15 protein-coding genes and 1 tRNA gene are annotated in these 18,452 nt (G+C 49.8%); 14 read left to right on the top strand and 2 right to left on the bottom strand.

All coding sequences use genetic code 11. From position 1 onward, the window contains the following. Positions 1-473 precede the first annotated feature (473 nt). From FCN78_RS09475 to FCN78_RS09460, 4 genes are all read left to right on the top strand, one after another. A complete protein-coding gene (locus FCN78_RS09475) occupies positions 474-1,529 on the top strand; it encodes a response regulator (RefSeq protein WP_069362061.1) in 1,056 nt (351 codons plus the stop codon). A gap of 154 nt (positions 1,530-1,683) precedes the next feature. Beyond that, positions 1,684-2,184: a transcription/translation regulatory transformer protein RfaH gene (gene rfaH, locus FCN78_RS09470; protein WP_069362060.1), complete on the top strand. Its 501-nt coding sequence runs from the start codon at positions 1,684-1,686 to the stop codon at positions 2,182-2,184. Between the two features lie 64 nt (positions 2,185-2,248). Beyond that, positions 2,249-3,472: a GGDEF domain-containing response regulator gene (locus FCN78_RS09465; RefSeq protein ID WP_235607594.1), complete on the top strand. Its 1,224-nt coding sequence runs from the start codon at positions 2,249-2,251 to the stop codon at positions 3,470-3,472. A 214-nt stretch (positions 3,473-3,686) separates the two neighbouring features. Next, positions 3,687-4,928 (top strand): response regulator, encoded by a 1,242-nt coding sequence (locus FCN78_RS09460; RefSeq protein ID WP_069362059.1) that lies wholly within the window; start codon positions 3,687-3,689, stop codon positions 4,926-4,928. A gap of 31 nt (positions 4,929-4,959) precedes the next feature. Here the strand turns inward: FCN78_RS09460 and folD are convergent, their stop codons facing one another. After that, entirely contained in the window at positions 4,960-5,820 is an 861-nt protein-coding gene (folD, locus tag FCN78_RS09455; RefSeq protein ID WP_069362058.1) for a bifunctional methylenetetrahydrofolate dehydrogenase/methenyltetrahydrofolate cyclohydrolase FolD, read from the bottom strand. A gap of 305 nt (positions 5,821-6,125) precedes the next feature. Between folD and FCN78_RS09450 the strand changes: the two genes are divergently transcribed. From FCN78_RS09450 to FCN78_RS09405, 10 genes are all read left to right on the top strand, one after another. Next, positions 6,126-6,202, top strand: a tRNA-Arg gene (locus FCN78_RS09450). A gap of 336 nt (positions 6,203-6,538) precedes the next feature. Continuing rightward, on the top strand, positions 6,539-7,843 hold the full coding sequence (gene tig, locus FCN78_RS09445; protein WP_069362057.1) for a trigger factor: 1,305 nt from the start codon (positions 6,539-6,541) through the stop codon (positions 7,841-7,843). 278 nt (positions 7,844-8,121) lie between these two features. Beyond that, positions 8,122-8,745, top strand: a complete 624-nt coding sequence (clpP, locus tag FCN78_RS09440; RefSeq protein ID WP_046075254.1) for an ATP-dependent Clp endopeptidase proteolytic subunit ClpP — start codon at positions 8,122-8,124, stop codon at positions 8,743-8,745. Positions 8,746-8,890: 145 nt separating this feature from the next. Next, on the top strand, positions 8,891-10,168 hold the full coding sequence (clpX, locus tag FCN78_RS09435; RefSeq protein WP_069362055.1) for an ATP-dependent protease ATP-binding subunit ClpX: 1,278 nt from the start codon (positions 8,891-8,893) through the stop codon (positions 10,166-10,168). Between the two features lie 138 nt (positions 10,169-10,306). Continuing rightward, a complete protein-coding gene (gene lon / locus FCN78_RS09430; RefSeq protein WP_069362054.1) occupies positions 10,307-12,679 on the top strand; it encodes an endopeptidase La in 2,373 nt (790 codons plus the stop codon). A gap of 188 nt (positions 12,680-12,867) precedes the next feature. Continuing rightward, on the top strand, positions 12,868-13,143 hold the full coding sequence (locus FCN78_RS09425; RefSeq protein WP_046075257.1) for an HU family DNA-binding protein: 276 nt from the start codon (positions 12,868-12,870) through the stop codon (positions 13,141-13,143). A 169-nt stretch (positions 13,144-13,312) separates the two neighbouring features. Next, positions 13,313-15,193, top strand: a complete 1,881-nt coding sequence (gene ppiD, locus FCN78_RS09420; protein WP_077659604.1) for a peptidylprolyl isomerase — start codon at positions 13,313-13,315, stop codon at positions 15,191-15,193. A gap of 161 nt (positions 15,194-15,354) precedes the next feature. Beyond that, entirely contained in the window at positions 15,355-15,657 is a 303-nt protein-coding gene (locus FCN78_RS09415) for a ComEA family DNA-binding protein (protein WP_077659605.1), read from the top strand. Between the two features lie 106 nt (positions 15,658-15,763). Beyond that, positions 15,764-16,366 carry a 5'-deoxynucleotidase gene (gene yfbR / locus FCN78_RS09410; RefSeq protein WP_069362051.1) on the top strand — a complete coding sequence of 201 codons (603 nt, stop codon included), beginning with the start codon at positions 15,764-15,766 and terminating at the stop codon, positions 16,364-16,366. After that, positions 16,353-17,711, top strand: coding sequence for an anti-phage deoxyguanosine triphosphatase (locus tag FCN78_RS09405; RefSeq protein ID WP_077521059.1), 1,359 nt, complete (start codon positions 16,353-16,355; stop codon positions 17,709-17,711). The genes yfbR and FCN78_RS09405 overlap by 14 nt, the downstream gene beginning before the upstream one ends. A gap of 57 nt (positions 17,712-17,768) precedes the next feature. On the opposite strand, the gene FCN78_RS09400 is transcribed toward FCN78_RS09405, so the two are convergent. Next, entirely contained in the window at positions 17,769-18,368 is a 600-nt protein-coding gene (locus FCN78_RS09400) for a tRNA-uridine aminocarboxypropyltransferase (protein WP_077659606.1), read from the bottom strand. Between the last annotated feature and the right edge of the window lie 84 nt (positions 18,369-18,452).

Raw genomic sequence — 18,452 nt, 5'->3', positions numbered from 1 at the left:
AACGGTTGGCGCACGACGCCTCAAGTAACTGCTTCTTCTCTGCTCGTATGCGGAGGATAGATGCCGTATACACTCTTCTTTAATAACGAATAGTTGTTGGTGCCTGAATTGGCAAGTTTTCTTCTCGACAAAAATCGCCTTTCTGCGCATGGCTCACTGGCGCGATATTGAGATAATGCCGATATACATTCTTGTGATAGACATCATGTATTAATTGTTACAAGTCTTACTTTTAATACAGAGTAGCGTACTCTTATAGTGTCATTGATTTTCAAGCCTTTTTTATGCTGCCGATAAATGGCTTTGATGGCTCACCTGCTTGAATGCTAAGAAAATTATTATTTTAAACAGCTGTTTATAGAGCGCTTCTGAATTAAATCTCATTAGCGATCACAGGTGTGCCTGAATTCAACTACGATTAGTGCAGTGAGAATGAAAACAGCCGCTGCTTTGCAGTCCTGGAGGAGAGCGTCGTGTTGCATAATAAAGAGATCTTAATCGTCGAAGATGATCCCGTCTTCAGTCGGATGATTGCGTCTTTTCTCGAAAGAGAGGGAGCGGTAGTACGTGAGGTCGAAAATGGTTTAGAAGGGTTGCAAGCGCTGAGGCAATCGATTCCTGACTTATTGATCAGTGATCTATCGATGCCGGTAATGACAGGCTTAGAATTCGTTGAGGAGGTGAGCCTTGAATACCCAATGCTACCTATGATCGTGATCTCTGGCACCGGGGGGATGGCAGATGTGGCTCAAGCGCTTCGCTTTGGGGTGAAGGACTTTTTGATCAAACCGATCGAAGATATCAATGTGGTCAAAAAAGCCATCGAAGCTGTGGTTGATGATGCCAACGACGATGTACACGCCAGCGATGATTTTAGTCAACAATGGTTTAAGGTGAGCGAGGACGCGGATCGCGGCGCATCAGAGACGGAACTGAAATGGCACCTTGATGCCTTACGCCACAACCCAGGTAGCGCACGTGAACTATTAATGGGGTTGATGCCAGAACCCGACTCGCAACAAGGTGCTTGGCGTCTTTCCTATCACTCACTGCAATCGGCAGATACCAACCCCATTGTGCTGGATTATGCGTGGTTAATGGGCGGGAAAATGGCATTTTATGTGGTCGACTCTGCCTCGGCAGAGGAAGACGGTACCGCGACCACCTTGATGATCCGTGCGTTTTTTAATGATTTTGTTCGCTCAGGTGATGTTAATGAAAGAGGGTTTCTCACCCTGGTAAAACGGATCGAGGATGCGATTCGCGCCTCAGCCTATACGTCGCCGGTTCGTGCGATGTTCGGTGTGCTAAACACCGCCGATAATCAGCTTGATATTTTACCGGCGGGGATAAAAGCCACGGTGGATAGCTGCGGGTCGACAAGCCTGGTTCACAATGATCACTGGTTGGGGCGCGATGCGTTCTCGAGCCAGTTTCAAAGCGTTGATCTTCAATCAGGTGATGCACGTGTGTCATTGAGTGAAGTGGGCTTGAACAGTTTCAGTGTCGATATTCAAAAAATCGCTTAACGACCCAGCGATGCAATGTCGAATTGTCAACCCTATGTAAAGGTGAGTGGCCGTGGTGGCTGCTCGCCTTTGTTGCTGTGCGAGCTTAACATCCGTATACTTTCGTCGCTCTGGACAGGCTGCTACTGGCGATAGACATCAGGGACAGAATGACATGAAACATTGGTATCTACTTTATTGTAAGCGCGCGGAACAGCAACGCGCAGAGCAAAATTTGAAGCGCCAAGGCGTTGATTGTTACTACCCGATAGTGACGGTGGAAAAGCTGCGTCGTGGTAAGTGTCAGCACGTTGAGGAGCCGCTCTTTCCCAACTATATTTTTGCCGGTTTTGATCCCGACCTTGTGCAGTATACGAGTGTTCGCTCCACGCGTGGTGTGGTTGATTTCGTTCGCCAAGGTGCGTATCCCATCAAGGTCGACTTGGCATTGATTCAACAACTGATGACGATAGAAGACTGTGACGAACAACGCGACGCGCTCTACCAAGGCTTCAAGCCCGGACAGTCGGTGATGATTGAAAAGGGGCAGTTTGCAGGCACGGAAGCGATCTTCAAAGAAAAAGACGGCGAGAAGCGCTGTATTTTGCTGATAAATATGCTTAGCAAGCAAACTGAACTTCATATCGATAACGCCGATATCAGTGCTTCCAGATAACCCGCTCTCCCGGTTTGGCTGCTACACTCGCTAAGGGGACAGTTTAAAGTAGGGGAGGCAGTCGTTGGAGTCGGTACTTATCGTTGAAGACAGCCGGTCGTTTCGCATGCTGGCTGAACAGCAGGTGAAAAAAGCGGGGTTTGCCCCTGTAACCTGTACCTGCCTAGCCGAAACACGGGATGTGCTAGCTCACAACACCCCCTTTCTCTGTGCGATCCTCGATTATAATCTGCCAGACGCTCACCACGGCGAAGTCATCGATTTATGTTTATCCGCAGGGCTTAAAGTGGTTGTCCTCACCGCCTCGCAAAGCGAGAAAACGCGTGATGAGATCCTATCAAAGCCCGTTATTGATTATATCCCCAAAGACAGTAGTCATTGTATTGATGCGGTTTGCCGACTCATTAAGCGTTTAGCTGACAATCAAGGCCATCGTGTGCTGGTGGTGGATGACTCAGCCTCGATACGTCAACGTATCTCTGCGTTGTTGGCGCGCCAGTATTTAACCGTATTGGAAGCAGAAAATGGTGAACAGGCACTTGACGTGGTGGAAAAAACGCCAGATATATCGCTGGTTATCACTGATTACGACATGCCTAAAATGAATGGTCTTCGGCTTGTATCTGCACTTCGCAAGAGAGATACCGAGTGTTCCCAGGCGATCATTGGCTTGTCTGGACATCATGATAGTGCGCTAACGGCACGCTTTCTCAAAGCAGGGGCCAACGATTACCTGCCCAAACCGTTTAATCAGGAAGAGTTTTTCTGTCGCGTTCATAGCTGCTTGAACGCGATTGATATCGAATGGCGGTTATTTCTTTTAGCCAATACAGATTTTCTCACGCAGCTTTGTAATCGACGCTATTTCTTTGAGCGAGGGGAGCAGCTGGCGACTGAGGCGCGTAAGCATCTAGCGATTATTGATATTGATTATTTTAAACGCATTAATGATGAGTTTGGTCATCATATCGGTGACGATGTGTTGGTTGAGATCGCGCAAATGCTGGCAGACGCTTTCCCGGAGGACACGGTCGCCCGCTTGGGGGGAGAAGAGTTTTGTGTGTTATCACTTGGTGATTTGGCGGTGTTTCAGCAATCGTTAGACACGTACCGCCAATCGGTGGCTGATCGCCCCATACAGGTGTTAGATCAGACGCTGAAAGTCACGGTGAGTATTGGCGTGGACTCGCAAGCTGCTTCTCTTTCACGCCTTTTACACATGGCTGATAAAGCCTTGTATCAGGCAAAAGCGTCTGGTCGAAATCAAATGGTGGTATATCAAGGGTAAATGGCTGCATTGCCTAAAAAATGATACGAAATAACGCATAAAGTGTACGCTCAGTTGTAGATGTTGCGTCAAATTTCTGCGAGATATGTGTCATTGTTGAGAAACTTGCGCAATTTCTGTCTACACGCACTGAATTGCCCTTACCCTGTATCGCTTCTTGCCCCGTTGCGTGTATTGTCGCGCAAAATTAACGTGAAGACGTGGTGCGTTGCAGATGGAATATAAAGTGTTGGTTGTGGAAGATAGTCGACCTTTCAGGCGGTTACTTGAAGCCGAGATACGAAAGGCCGGTTACATCCCATGTATAGCAGACTCAATCGAGCAAGCAGAGAAGATCCTCAACCAAGAGACCGACTTTCTTTGCGCTATCCTCGATTACTGCCTGCCCGACGGGCAGGACGGTGAAATCATTGATGTTTGTTTGTCGCTGAATATAAAAGTGATTGTGCTCACTGCGATGATGGACGCCCGGACTCGGGAGCGTGTGCTAGCCAAAACCGTTATTGATTACATCCCCAAAGATAGTCCTTCGTGCGTGTCGTCGATAGCGCCTTTACTTAACCGCTTGGAAAAGAACCATCAGCACCATGTGTTAGTCGTGGATGATTCACTGACGGCACGCCGTTACGTGCGTAGCTTATTGGAGCGGCAATACCTTAATGTCCTCGAAGCACAAAATGGCCAAGAGGCCTTGGCTATGGTGCGGCGTGATAAGCGAATTTCTTTGGTGATTACTGATTACACCATGCCAGAAATGGATGGTGTGAGCGTGGTCAAAGCACTACGCAAGCTCAAGACAGACGGCCAGTTGGCGATTATTGGCTTATCGGGTGAGGAGGATTCCAGCTTAACGGCACGGTTTTTGAAAGCAGGGGCGAATGACTTTTTGGCCAAACCATTTAATCAAGAGGAGTTTTATTGTCGTTTGCATAGCACACTGAATGCGCTCGATACTGAACGTCGTTTATTTAATATGGCCAACACGGATTATTTAACCCAGGTGTGGAATCGACGTTATTTTTTCGAACACCCCCACACTCGCTCACACAAAGGGCCGCGGAATTTGGCGCTGATTGACATCGACCATTTTAAAAAGATCAATGATCAATTTGGCCATCATATTGGTGATATTACGCTGATTGAGCTGGCAAAAATGATGAAACGTTATTTTCCAGAAGGCATGGTCGCTCGCTTTGGTGGGGAAGAGTTTTGTATCCTCTACGGCAATGACGAGCTGGGCTTTGTGCGCCGACTTGAGGCGATGCGAGAAGAATTGGAAAAGACCGTTTGGTCACCCTACGACAAGACGTTTTCAATCACCATTAGTATTGGGATGGTCCATGCCGATGCGCATATTGATGAACTTGTTCAGCGTGCCGATTGGTGTTTGTACCAAGCCAAGGCAGGGGGAAGAAACCAGCTCATCCAAGACAGCCAAACGGATTTAGTCTCGTGAAAAAAGAGGGCCAATGTGACCCTCTTGCCTGCTAGTGACCGTCGTGGTATTGCTCACAGGCCATGAGCGTGTTTTCAATCAAGGTTGCGACAGTCATGGGGCCCACACCACCCGGGACAGGGGTAATATGACTGGCTTTTTCATAAGCGAGATCGTATTCGATGTCGCCAATCAGTTTGCCGTTTTCCATGCGGTTAATGCCCACATCAATCACAATCGCGCCGGGTTTAATCCATTCGCCAGGAATAAACTTAGGCTTACCGACCGCCACCACCAGGACATCGGCCTGGCGAACGTGCCCCTCTAAGTCTTGAGTAAAACGGTGGCACGTTGTGGTTGTGCAGCCAGCCAACAGCAGCTCCAATGTCATCGGGCGACCAACAATATTAGAGGCGCCGACGACCACAGCATGTTTACCACGAAGAGGCACATTGTAGCGGTCTAGGAGGGTAATGATCCCTTTTGGAGTGCAAGAACGCAGCGTTGGCATGCGTTGACACAGGCGGCCGACATTATAGGGATGAAAGCCGTCGACATCTTTGTCTGGGCGGATGCGCTCCAACACGGACGTGGCATCAATCCCTGCAGGTAAGGGCAGTTGGACGAGAATGCCATCAATGCTGTCATCTGCATTTAAGGTGTCGATGAGTGAGAGTAACTCTTGTTGAGAGCAAGACGTGGGGAGGTCATAGGACCGTGATACAAACCCCACTTCATCGCAAACACGGCGTTTACTGCCAACGTAAACCTGTGACGCAGGATCGTCTCCAACCAGAATTACCGCCAATCCGGGGGCCCTACGTCCCGCTTGCGTGCGAGCAGAGACACGAGCGGCAACCTCTCGGCGCACGGTTTGCGCGATCAGCTTTCCATCAATGAGTTGTGCGGCCATAACTATCCTTCGGCTAAAGCAATGTTGGCAATAGTGTGACAAAAAACGCGCCTAAAAGCTATTGCGCAAACGTTTGCTAATGCACTTTAATGAGGATGAAGGAAAAAATAATAAGCCGTCCATGGCGGCACGATGCTTTGTTAGACGGAAACACGAAAAGAACAGGCTGAGCGCTCTTGCCTCCCTGCGTCGCATCAATGGATAACCAGTAAACGATGTGGTTTTGAGCAACCGCGTCAAGATTTTAGGGAAAAGCGTTGACGACGCCTAACGTCGCTTTATAATCCACGCTGCGTAAAGACAGTGCGCCCTTAGCTCAGTTGGATAGAGCAACGGCCTTCTAAGCCGTGGGTCACAGGTTCGAATCCTGTAGGGCGCGCCATTTTACTTTCTCCCCCGTTTTCTCTCCCAATTGCTCTGAAAATAACCAAACGCGCACAAAACCGTAAAAACTGTGATCTTACGCGGTTGAATTGTGAGATATCACCCCAATTTCGATATTGAAACGCCATCGGTCGCCCCTTGTCTCGACTCAGTTGACGGGTGCCGCTATAATAGCGCGTCTTAATTTTCAGTCTCGGATGAGATAGCTCGATACGCCAATCGCGTGTATCCGGATTCGCAGGGGCTATGACGGATTCATAGCTCAGATGATGCCACCAGTAAAACTGGTAAACATCACTCAGTACCCCTGAGTAAATTTGAGGTTAAATTTATAATGCAAGTTACCGTTGAAACCACCGAAGGCCTTAAGCGCCAAATGACCATCACAGTGCCTGCTGCCAACATCGATGATGCAGTCACTAAAGAGCTACGCAATATCGCTAAGAATCGTCGTTTTGATGGTTTCCGTAAAGGTAAAGTTCCATTGAAGATGGTGTCACGCATGTACGGTGACACAGTACGCCAAGACGTGCTGGGCGAAGTGATGCAGCGTCACTTCATTGAAGCGATGATCCAAGAAAAAGTGAACCCAGCAGGGGCGCCAAGCTTTACACCCGTTGAAAACGAAGCGGGTCAAGATTTGGTCTTTAAAGCTGACTTTGAAGTGTACCCAGAAGTGGAGCTGCAAGGTCTAGACGCGATTAGCGTTGAAAAGCCAAAAGCCGAAGTGCAGGAAAGCGATGTGGATGAAATGCTTGATACGCTACGCAAGCAACAAGCAAGCTGGGTAGAAGCAGACGGTGAAGCGAAAGAGAACAGCCGTGTCACCTTGGACTTTGTGGGTACCATCGACGGTGAAGAGTTTGAAGGCGGTAAAGCTGAAGGCTTCCAACTAGAAATGGGCCAAGGTCGTATGATCCCAGGCTTTGAAGACGGCCTAGTGGGTAAAAAAGCGGGTGAAGAATTCACTATCGATGTGAACTTCCCAGACGACTACCACGCTGAGAACCTAAAAGGTAAAGCAGCACAGTTCGCGATTAAACTGCATACAGTGGAAGAACAAGAGCTGCCTGAGCTGACTGAAGAGTTCGTACAGCGCTTTGGCATTGCTGATGGCAGCGTAGAAGGCCTGAAAGCAGAAGTGCGTAAAAACATGGATCGCGAGCTAAAGCAAGCGATCAAAAACAAGGTCAAAGAGCAGGTACTAGACGGCTTGGTTGAGCAAAACCAAATCGATGTACCGTCTGCGCTGATTGAGCAAGAAATTGGCACCTTGCGCCAGCAAGCGGCACAGCGCTTTGGTGGCAACATGGACAGCGCGTCTCAGCTACCCCGTGAGCTATTTGAAGAGCAAGCCAAACGCCGTGTAAGCGTTGGCCTGCTGCTTGGTGAAGTGATCAAGTCGGAAGAGCTTGAAGCGGATGATGAGCGCGTTAAAGCACTGATCGAAGAAATGGCATCGGCGTATGAAGATCCATCAGAAGTTGTCGCTTACTATGAGAAAGACGAGAAGCTGATGGAAAACATGCGTAACGTCGCGCTAGAAGAGCAAGCGATTGATGCACTGCTGGCAAAAGCCACTGTCACCGAAGCTGAAGTCGGCTTTAGTGACTTGATGAACGCTTCGCAGCAAGCTTAATCAAGGTTAAAAAACGTTTGTGTCGCATTGACACTGCGTAAATGGATTTGCTTACAATGGCCCTAATGACTTGTCATTTGGGCCATTTTTTCCATCTACTGAGTCGCTATACGGGCCGCTTAGCCGTTGAGAGTGCGAGACGTTTTAGCCACAAAAAATCTTGTTGGATCATTAAGCTGCGTTCATCGATTTAAGATTTTAGTGACCTGTTACAGCGTTTTGTGCTAAACCTTGGTTAAGGCAAGAGTTATAACGAATTCGATTAGGGATATTACGCTATGAGCCAACAACACAATAATGCCATGCCGCCAATTATGGACGCCCTTGTCCCTATGGTGGTGGAACAAACCTCGCGCGGCGAGCGCTCTTACGATATATACTCTCGCCTGCTTAAAGAACGCATCATCTTCCTCACTGGGCAAGTGGAAGATCAAATGGCAAATTTGATTGTGGCGCAGATGCTGTTCTTAGAGTCAGAGAATCCAGAAAAAGACATTTATTTGTACATCAACTCACCAGGTGGTGTGGTCACGGCGGGGATGGCGATTTATGACACCATGCAGTTTATTAAACCAGATGTGAGCACTCTGTGTACTGGCCAAGCCTGCTCAATGGGGTCGTTCCTGTTGGCAGGGGGGGCGAAAGGCAAACGGTATTGCCTACCGAATTCACGGGTGATGATTCACCAGCCGCTAGGAGGCTTCCAAGGCCAGGCGTCTGACATTGAAATTCATGCCCAAGAAATGATCAAAACCAAGCACCGCCTCAACACCTTGTTAGCTGAGCATACAGGCCAGCCGATGGAAGTGATTGAGCGTGACACCGACCGTGATAACTTCATGGCGGCGCAAGAAGCGGTGGACTATGGCTTGGTTGACGCCGTATTAAGTCAACGAGACTAAACCCAACATGCCTTAGGGCGTTGAAATCAAGCAAGCTGCGTGAACAAGTGCAAAGCTTGTCAGTGGTTGGGTCGGAAAAAGTGGCCGATTTGTTGTAAACTCAACATAAGGCAACGACGGGCAAATGCCCCAAAGAGGTTAGCGAATGACAGACAAGCGAAAAGACGGTGGAAGCGGAAAGCTGCTTTACTGCTCATTCTGTGGTAAGAGCCAACACGAAGTTCGTAAGTTAATTGCCGGGCCATCGGTCTACATATGTGATGAGTGTGTTGACCTGTGTAATGACATTATCCGCGAAGAAATCAAAGAAGTGATGCCGAAGCGCGAGGGAGATACCTTGCCCGCGCCGAGTGAAATTCGTGCACACCTTGACGATTATGTCATTGGTCAAGAGCAAGCGAAAAAAGTGCTCTCGGTTGCAGTATACAACCACTACAAACGCTTGCGAAACGGTGACAAAAGCGCAGATGGCGTGGAGCTGGGCAAGAGTAACATCTTGCTGATCGGCCCTACCGGTAGTGGTAAAACACTGCTGGCCGAAACGCTTGCGCGCTTTTTGGATGTGCCATTTACCATGGCAGACGCCACCACATTGACCGAGGCCGGTTATGTGGGTGAAGACGTAGAAAACATTATCCAGAAGCTGTTGCAAAAGTGCGATTACGATGTCGCCAAAGCGGAGCGTGGAATCGTCTATATCGATGAGATTGACAAGGTCTCTCGTAAATCCGACAACCCGTCTATTACCCGAGACGTTTCTGGGGAAGGGGTGCAACAAGCACTGCTTAAATTGGTAGAAGGAACAGTCGCCTCGATTCCTCCTCAGGGAGGACGTAAGCATCCACAGCAGGAATTTTTGCAAGTAGACACGTCGAAAATCCTGTTCATCTGTGGCGGTGCGTTTGCGGGCCTCGATAAAGTGGTGGAGCAACGTGTCGACACAGGCTCTGGCATTGGCTTTGGTGCACAGGTCAAAGGTGCCACGGATCGTTCAGCTGACGAGTTCTTTGGCAAAGTTGAGCCTGAAGACATGGTGAAATACGGTCTGATCCCTGAATTTATCGGGCGTCTGCCCGTCACCGCGGTGTTGAGAGAGCTCGATGAAGACGCCTTGGTGCAAATTCTACGTGAACCTAAGAACGCACTCACGAAGCAGTATGGTGCCTTGCTTGAGCTAGACGGTGTCGAGCTTGAGTTCCGGGACGACGCACTGCGTGCTATCGCTAAAAAAGCGATGGAGCGTAAAACAGGTGCACGTGGCCTGCGCTCGATTGTCGAAGCTGTGTTGTTGGATACCATGTACGACTTACCGTCAATGAAAGACGTGAGCAAAGTGGTGATTGACGATTCAGTGATCCGAGGTGAATCTGCACCTCTACTGATGTATGAACACACGGATAACCAAGCGGCGGGTGGCGAATAATATCGTTACATAAGGTTATCAGTGATATAGAAAAAGGGAGTGACAACTCCCTTTTTTATTTTCTGACGGTTGAGCCGTTGAAACCTGTCCAACAGACCCCATATACTCATAATCAGATTGAACGGAAGAGAGAAGCATATGAACTTGGAGCGTTCCGAGCGCATTGACATTCCGGTGCTGCCACTTCGGGATGTGGTGGTTTATCCTCACATGGTGATCCCGCTTTTTGTGGGAAGGGAAAAGTCGATACGCTGCCTTGAAGCGGCGATGGACAACGACAAACAGATTCTACTGGTTGCGCAAAAAGATGCCGCCACTGATGATCCAAGTATCTCAGATTTATACACCGTTGGTACGGTGGCAACCATTCTCCAGCTTCTTAAACTTCCAGATGGCACGGTGAAAGTGCTGGTTGAAGGGATGCAGCGTGCGCGCATCGAGCAGTTTAGTGAAGATGATTTCTTCACTGCGCAGGCCGAGTATTTGACCACGCCAAGCTTGGATGAGCGTGAGCAAGAAGTGTTGGTTCGCACGGCGATCAGCCAGTTTGAAGGCTTTATCAAGCTCAACAAGAAGATCCCGCCAGAAGTACTGACATCCTTAAATGGTATTGAAGAGGCGGCGCGTCTCGCTGATACCATTGCTGCCCATATGCCGCTTAAGCTTGAAGACAAGCAAAATGTGTTGGAAATCGTTGATATTTCCGAGCGTCTTGAATACCTGATGACCATGATGGAGTCTGAGATTGACTTGCTTCAGGTTGAGAAGCGCATTCGTGGCCGCGTTAAAAAGCAAATGGAAAAGAGCCAGCGCGAGTACTATCTCAATGAGCAAATGAAAGCCATTCAGAAAGAGCTGGGTGAGCTGGATGATGCGCCGGATGAGTTTGAAGCGCTGAAGCAAAAAATCGAAGAGTCAAAAATGCCGCAGGAGGCACGGGAAAAAACCGAGCAAGAACTGCAAAAGCTGAAAATGATGTCTCCGATGTCAGCGGAAGCGACTGTGGTACGTAGCTATATCGATTGGATGATTAGTGTGCCATGGGCGAAGCGCTCAAAAGTGAAGAAAAACTTAGCCCGGGCGGAAGAAGTATTGAACGCTGATCACTACGGGCTTGAGCGTGTCAAAGACCGCATCTTGGAATACCTCGCGGTACAGAACCGGATGAAGAAGCTGAAAGGCCCGATTCTTTGCTTAGTGGGACCGCCAGGGGTGGGTAAAACCTCGCTAGGGCAGTCTATTGCGCGTGCCACCGGGCGTAAATATACCCGTATGGCCTTGGGTGGCGTGCGTGATGAAGCGGAAATCCGTGGTCATCGCCGGACCTACATCGGCTCATTACCCGGCAAGCTTATCCAGAAGATGTCCAAAGTGGGCGTCCGTAACCCGCTGTTCCTACTCGATGAAATCGATAAAGTATCGTCTGACATGCGCGGCGATCCATCATCAGCGTTACTTGAAGTGCTCGATCCTGAGCAAAACAACGCGTTTAACGACCATTATCTAGAGGTCGACTATGATCTCTCGGATGTGATGTTCGTGGCGACGTCTAACTCGATGAATATCCCCGGCCCGCTGCTGGATCGGATGGAAGTGATCCGGCTTTCAGGTTACACCGAGGACGAGAAGCTCAACATTGCTAAACAGCATTTGATTGACAAGCAAGTGGCGCGCAATGGCTTGAAAGCGCATGAGATCACCATTGAAGACTCGGCAATCATCGGCATTATTCGTTACTACACACGCGAAGCGGGCGTACGTAGCCTTGAGCGAGAGATTTCTAAGCTATGCCGCAAGACGGTAAAAGAAATCCTGCTTAATAGCGAACTTAAGCAAGTGACGGTGACGGATGAGAACTTGCCAGATTACTTAGGCGTCCGCCGCTTTGATTACGGTAAAGCGGATGAGCAAAATCGCGTGGGTCAAGTAACTGGGCTTGCTTGGACTGAAGTGGGTGGCGACTTGCTCACTATCGAGACCGAAGCGATGCCAGGTAAAGGCAAACTGACGCACACAGGCTCGCTGGGCGATGTGATGCAAGAGTCGGTGCAAGCGGCGATGACCGTGGTGCGTAGCCGTGCTGACAAACTGGGTATCAATAGCGACTTTTACGAGAAGCGTGATATTCATGTCCACGTCCCTGAAGGCGCTACCCCGAAAGACGGACCGAGCGCAGGTATCGCGATGTGTACCGCGTTAGTTTCAAGCTTAACCGGTAACTCCGTGCGTTCCGATGTGGCAATGACCGGCGAGATCACCTTACGTGGTGAAGTGCTCCCGATTGGTGGCTTGAAAGAAAAACTATTGGCTGCGCGTCGTGGGGGGATCAAAACCGTTGTCATTCCAAAAGAGAACGAGCGCGATCTGGAGGACATTCCTGCTAACGTCAAAGAGGATTTATCTATCCATCCAGTGCGCTGGATTGATGAGGTTTTAACCATTGCGTTAGAGAATAACCCACTCGGTATTGAGCTGGTTAACGCCGAAAAGAGTGACATGCAGCAAAATTAAGCAACGTAAAACGCTGACAGGCAGTAAAAGGCTTGTCAGCGTTTTTTTTGCTCGCTAACGTTGCTCTGACGCATTGCCTGCATGGGGCGGGCAAGCGCGCTTTCAACGTCTTTCGTCGACAAAGCGTCTGTTATTGAACACCGCAACATTGATAGGTTTGCGGAGATGTAATCTAAGGGGATGAAAAAGTGAATAAGTCGGAACTGATTGATCATATTGCAGAAGGTGCGGATATTTCTAAGGCCTCAGCAAACCGTGCATTGGATGCCTTCGTCGAGGCGGTGTCTGACACATTGAAGTCAGGCGACCAAGTCGCGCTAGTGGGCTTTGGCACCTTCTCTGTACGCGAACGCGCCGCACGCAAGGGCCGTAACCCGCAGACTGGCGCTGAAATTGATATCGCAGCGGCCAAAGTACCTGGCTTTAAAGCGGGTAAAGCGTTAAAAGACGCCGTTAACGAGTAATAATCACGTGACTCGCTGCCGAATTATTCGCGTTTGACGGGGCGTTGGAGCTGCAAAGCCAGTAACAACCGCGTATAATTCTGCACACAAGAGCGTAAAGGCGCATCACATGATGCGCCTTTTTAGTTGAAAACCAACCAGCCCAAACCAGTTGGAGTACCGGCCAGTTATGATGGAACGTATACGCGAAGGCACCAATAGTCTTGCGGTGAAGATCATTTTAAGCCTTATTATCTTTTCCTTTGCTTTTGCCGGTGTCGGCAGCTATCTGGCAGGCGGTTCCAACCCGCCCGCTGCAACCGTCGGCGAGAAAGAAATCAGCCGTGCAGAGCTCGATCGAGCTTATCAAAACGAACGTGCTCGTATGCAGCAACAGGCGGGAGAGCAGTTTAATCAACTGCTGGGTAACCCAGAGTATGTGAAGCGTTTTCGTCAAAACATCTTAGATCGAATGATCAATGACTTGCTGTTAGAGCAGGCAGCCAGCGACCTTGGCCTGCGTGTGAGTGATGCACAAGTCAAAGCCGCGATCCGTGCGATGCCACAGTTCCGTCAAGGCGGGCAGTTTAATAACGACCGCTACCAGGCCGCTCTGCGGCAAACGGGCATGAGTGCCGATGAGTTTGCCAATTACATGCGTACGGATTTAATGCGTCAGCAACTGGTAAATGGCTTACAAAGTTCGGGGTTTGTGTTACCGAGTGAGCTGGAAAGCCTGTATCGCCTAGAAGCACAGAGTCGGCAAGTGCGCACCATCACGCTCCCGGTAGATGATTTTGCGGAGCAGGTAACGCTCACGGACGATGAGCTAGAAGCATACTATCAAGCTCACCGAGAAGATTATATCCAGCCTCGCATGGTCAAAGTCGCTTATGTAGAGCTAACGGGAGAGGGACTGGCTAATGAGGTTCAGATCTCGGATGACGCAATCGCGACCTATTACCAAGAGAACCAGTCTCAGTATGGCTCACAAGAACGTCGTAAAGTTAGCCACATCCTAATTGAAGGAACAGGTGATGAGGCCAAAGCCAAAGCCCAGCAAGCGTTAGAGCGTCTGAATCAAGGCGACGCATTTTCCGCGCTGGCAAAGGAAATGTCTGATGACACCTTCAGTGCTGAGCAGGGTGGGTCACTGGATTGGATTGAACCTGGTGTGATGGATCCGGCGTTCGAGAAAGCGGCGTATGCGTTGCCAGAGAAAGGCGATATCTCTGGGCTGGTTCAATCTGACTTTGGTTATCATATTATCCGTTTAGATGATATTGATCCGGCGGATGTCACTCCGCTTGCAGAGGTAAAAGACGATATTCGTAGCGAATTGCAACAAGCGCGTGCGGCGGATCGTTTCTACGCGCAGTCTACCACACTGGCGGAAGTCGCGTTTGAAGAAGCGAACGGTTTGGAGCCAGCGGCTGACGCGGTGAATGGCAAGGTGCAGTATACTGATTACTTTGCGTTAGACGCGGCGACTGGCTTGATGGCTCGCCCTCAAATCCAGCAAGCGCTTGACAGCTATGATGTTCGTGAAAACGGGCTCAACTCAGAGTTGATTGAATTGTCTGGTGAGCATGCCATTGTCGTGCGTCTTGATGATGTGAAGCCGGAAAAGCAGCTCAGCTTTGCTGACGTGAAAGAGCAAGTTCGCGAAACGCTTGCTGCCGAGAAAGGGCAAGAGCAGGCGAAAGAAACGGCTGGAGACTTGATCGCCCAGCTCGAAGAAAGCGGTGAGTTAACGGAAAGCGATTACACCTTTAGCGCACCGATGACACTTAACCGTGTGTCGCAACAACAAGCCGTCGCGGAACTGGCGTTTTCTCTGCCACAGCCTGAATCAGAGACGGCGAGTTATGGCGTCACACAAAACCGCCAAGGTGACGTAGTGGTTGTCGCACTGGACAAGGTGGTGACCCCTGAGGTGCCGGCTATCAGCCCGCAAAGTCAAATGGCGGCGCGTGTTCAACGCGCGATGAGTAATACGTCATTGTCTGCGACCTTACAAGCATTGCGTGAAGACGTCGATGTGACTTACGCGGAGTCAGATGCACAATAAGTGAGACGGCGACGAGAGAGTGAGATCTCTCGCATCCCATTCGCTTAAGCAATAGAAACGGCGCTAGGATTTTGTCCTGCGTCGTTTTTCTTTTATCACTGACATGCAAATAGGCGTGCGCGAACTTAGGGTAAGGTGGACATTTTTACAAGGAGTCAACCATGAAACACCTTTTATCCTGTCTGTTATTCACCATGGCGTTAATCACCGCCCCGGTCGCATGGAGCGCGGATGAAAACACCTCGCAAGCAACTGAGCAAGTTGAGCGTCTTTCCGTTAACATCAATACGGCGAGTGAGCAGCAGTTATCAGAGCAGCTCTCGGGGATTGGTCCGGCGAAAGCCAAAGCCATTATTGAGTATCGCCAAGCCAATGGTGAATTTAGCTCGCCAGATGCTCTGATGGAGGTCAAAGGTATTGGCACCGCAACGCTGGACAAAAACCGTGATCGCATCAAAGTGTAACCAGACTCGCGCAAAGTGGTGTTTGCCGCTTTGCGCGAATAATACTTGTGTCTGTTGGCCTGAATGCACACAATGACAGCGATGTGTAGCATGGTAGCAGGATGCGATGACTCAAAAACAAAGCCACTTTTTTGCCCACCTTGCGCGAATGAAGCTGATTTATCGTTGGCCTCTGATGCGCAATGTTTCCGCCGAAAATATCTCTGAACATAGCTTACAAGTTGCCTTTGTGGCGCATGCGCTAGCGTTAATCAATAACAAACGCTTTAATGGCCACTATCAACCCGAGCGTGTTGCGGTATTGGCGATGTTCCATGATTGCAGCGAAGTGATCACCGGTGACTTGCCTACCCCAGTCAAGTACTTCAACCCTTCGATTGCGGGGGAGTATAAAAAAATAGAGAAAATGGCTGAGAAGAAGCTTATCGCGATGTTGCCGCCTGAGTTGCAAGAGGAATATAGCGGGCTGATAGACTCAGATCACATCGCGCCGGATGATTACCAGCTGGTTAAACAAGCCGACACCTTATGTGCGTATTTAAAGTGCCTAGAAGAAATTGCCGCGGGGAACCATGAGTTTGAGCAAGCGAAGAAGCGGCTGGAAGCCTCGTTAGAAAAAAGGCGCTCCCCGGCGAGCGATTACTTTATGGCTACCTTTGTGGATAGTTTTACACTCTCGTTGGATGAGATCAGTGATGATGGATTTTGACCTGTCTGACGCCTGGCAAACTCGCCAGATGGCGAATGAGAAAAAAAAGCGTCGTCATGATAAGCGCACGGCCTATCAGCGCGATCGTGCGCGAATTCTGCACTCAGCGGCCTTTCGACGCTTGCAAGCTAAAACCCAGGTGCTCGGTGCCGAGCACAGCGACTTTTATCGGACTCGGTTAACCCATTCACTTGAGGTCTCGCAAATTGGTACCGGTATTGTCGCGCAGCTCAAAGAGAAACAACCCGCATTTCGCCCTCTGCTGCCATCGACGGGTTTGATGGAAAGCCTCTGTTTGGCTCACGATATCGGCCATCCGCCTTATGGTCATGGCGGTGAAATCGCACTGAATTACATGATGCGCGATGACGGTGGTTTTGAGGGCAATGCGCAAACTTTTCGCATTGTTACGCTGCTTGAGCCCTATACACAAGCTCACGGGATGAACTTGGCGCGTCGCACCTTACTGGGAGTGATGAAGTACCCTGCGTTGATCAGTGCCGCTCACAATGGCAATCAGCCTGCGCCGGTTAATGACTTTCGCCATCTTAAAGCGCGGGAGTGGCAACCTGCTAAGGGCATTTATGATGATGATAAAGCGCGGCGAGATTGGGTGCTTGCGCCGCTTAATGAAGCGGATCGCGCGTTATTTTTAACGTTTCGTGATCACACGGCCGCCGACCAACACCGCAAAACACGCTATAAATCTCTCGATTGCTCTATTATGGAGCTGGCCGATGACATCGCTTATGGCGTCCATGACTTGGAAGATGCCATCGTGATGGGCTTGGTGACCCGAGAGCAATGGCAAGAGGCGGTCGCCAGTCATTTGGCAGAATGCGGTGACCCTTGGCTAGAGGCCAACATTGGCGAGTTGAGCGAGCAAATGTTTGGCCCACCGTACGAGCGTAAAGACGCCATTGGTGCCTTGGTGAATACCTTATTGACCTCGGTGGAAGTGGCGCCGAGCAATCAAGATGGCACCCATAGTTTTACCTCGCCGCTATTGGCGTGGAATGCCTATTTGACTGAGGTCATGGCCGGTGTTTTGGAGGTGCTAAAGCGCTTTGTCAGTGAGTTTGTGGTCAAACAGCCAGAGCTTCAGGTGGTGGAGTACAAAGGCCAGCAGTTGGTGATGGAGCTGTTTGATGCCTTTGCGTCTGATCCCGAGCGTTTGTTGCCAACCGACTATCGACGCGATTGGCTGGCCGCCAGAGAGCGGGGAGAATCAGGGATGCGGGTGATTGCTGATTACCTGTCGTCGATGACTGATAGCTTTGCGCAAAAGCTTCACAGCACCATGTTCACCGCCGCCAGCAATGGCCCGCTATACGCGATTCGTTAGCCATGGGCAGAGCGAGGACGTGGATTATAACGCCCTCGGTATAAGCAAGTCGCTTACTCAGTCGCGGCGTTGACTCGCATTGGGTAAAAAAGCGAGTTGGCGTGCAATCATGGTGTCGAAGCTATCGAGCAAAGGCTGGTAGCGTTTGGCATTATCCTCCAACTGACTCAGCGCTATGTATCCGGCCTCGAGCGTGGAAAGCGCCCCTGGCTTTCGACTTTTACGAATCTGATAGTGGCTGGGCATCTTTGCGGCAATACTGACACTCGGAAGTGCCTGTAAATTGGTCGACAACTGATACATTTTATAGGCTTTCTTCCAGGTCCCATCCAGTAGAATAATCCCTTGTTTGGCACTCGCCCCTTCGGCCATCATCTCACTGAGTGGCAGTGCGTTTTCACCGGGGTAGAGCACGACATAATTGATGTCTGGATCCGCCAACAACCCATTCAGTTGGGGATGCTGGCTAAAATCTTCTCCGACTAAGGTAACGCAATGTTGTAGCGAAAGGCTCAGCAGACAAGCACTGTTCTTAGGGTGTGAGACTTCATCAGGGTGCTGAAGCAGGATCACTGGATTGGGGTTATCAATCTTGGTAATGGCATCGCAAATGCAAATGGCGTGGGCTTTATGGCAGCGAGAGCAGTATCGAGACATACGAATCAGGGCGCTAGAAATGGAATATGGCGATCAATAACATAACGCAAGCCGTGTCGCACGTACTTGCGTTATCAATGGCTT

Source organism: Salinivibrio kushneri (genome assembly GCF_005280275.1).
In the GTDB taxonomy this organism is placed as follows: Bacteria; Pseudomonadota; Gammaproteobacteria; order Enterobacterales; family Vibrionaceae; genus Salinivibrio; species Salinivibrio kushneri.
The sequence above is the reverse complement of the archived record's forward strand: the minus strand, read 5'-3'. Positions and strand labels throughout refer to the sequence as shown.

What these genes read in the sequence shown, in the direction of transcription:
- rfaH (WP_069362060.1), top strand. Translation starts at nt 1,684, where the DNA reads ATGAAACATTGGTATCTACTTTATTGTAAGCGCGCGGAACAGCAACGC.
- FCN78_RS09460 (WP_069362059.1), top strand. Translation starts at nt 3,687, where the DNA reads ATGGAATATAAAGTGTTGGTTGTGGAAGATAGTCGACCTTTCAGGCGG.
- folD (WP_069362058.1), bottom strand. Translation starts at nt 5,820, where the DNA reads ATGGCCGCACAACTCATTGATGGAAAGCTGATCGCGCAAACCGTGCGC.
- tig (WP_069362057.1), top strand. Translation starts at nt 6,539, where the DNA reads ATGCAAGTTACCGTTGAAACCACCGAAGGCCTTAAGCGCCAAATGACC.
- clpP (WP_046075254.1), top strand. Translation starts at nt 8,122, where the DNA reads ATGAGCCAACAACACAATAATGCCATGCCGCCAATTATGGACGCCCTT.
- clpX (WP_069362055.1), top strand. Translation starts at nt 8,891, where the DNA reads ATGACAGACAAGCGAAAAGACGGTGGAAGCGGAAAGCTGCTTTACTGC.
- lon (WP_069362054.1), top strand. Translation starts at nt 10,307, where the DNA reads ATGAACTTGGAGCGTTCCGAGCGCATTGACATTCCGGTGCTGCCACTT.
- ppiD (WP_077659604.1), top strand. Translation starts at nt 13,313, where the DNA reads ATGATGGAACGTATACGCGAAGGCACCAATAGTCTTGCGGTGAAGATC.
- FCN78_RS09415 (WP_077659605.1), top strand. Translation starts at nt 15,355, where the DNA reads ATGAAACACCTTTTATCCTGTCTGTTATTCACCATGGCGTTAATCACC.
- yfbR (WP_069362051.1), top strand. Translation starts at nt 15,764, where the DNA reads ATGACTCAAAAACAAAGCCACTTTTTTGCCCACCTTGCGCGAATGAAG.
- FCN78_RS09405 (WP_077521059.1), top strand. Translation starts at nt 16,353, where the DNA reads ATGATGGATTTTGACCTGTCTGACGCCTGGCAAACTCGCCAGATGGCG.
- FCN78_RS09400 (WP_077659606.1), bottom strand. Translation starts at nt 18,368, where the DNA reads ATGTCTCGATACTGCTCTCGCTGCCATAAAGCCCACGCCATTTGCATT.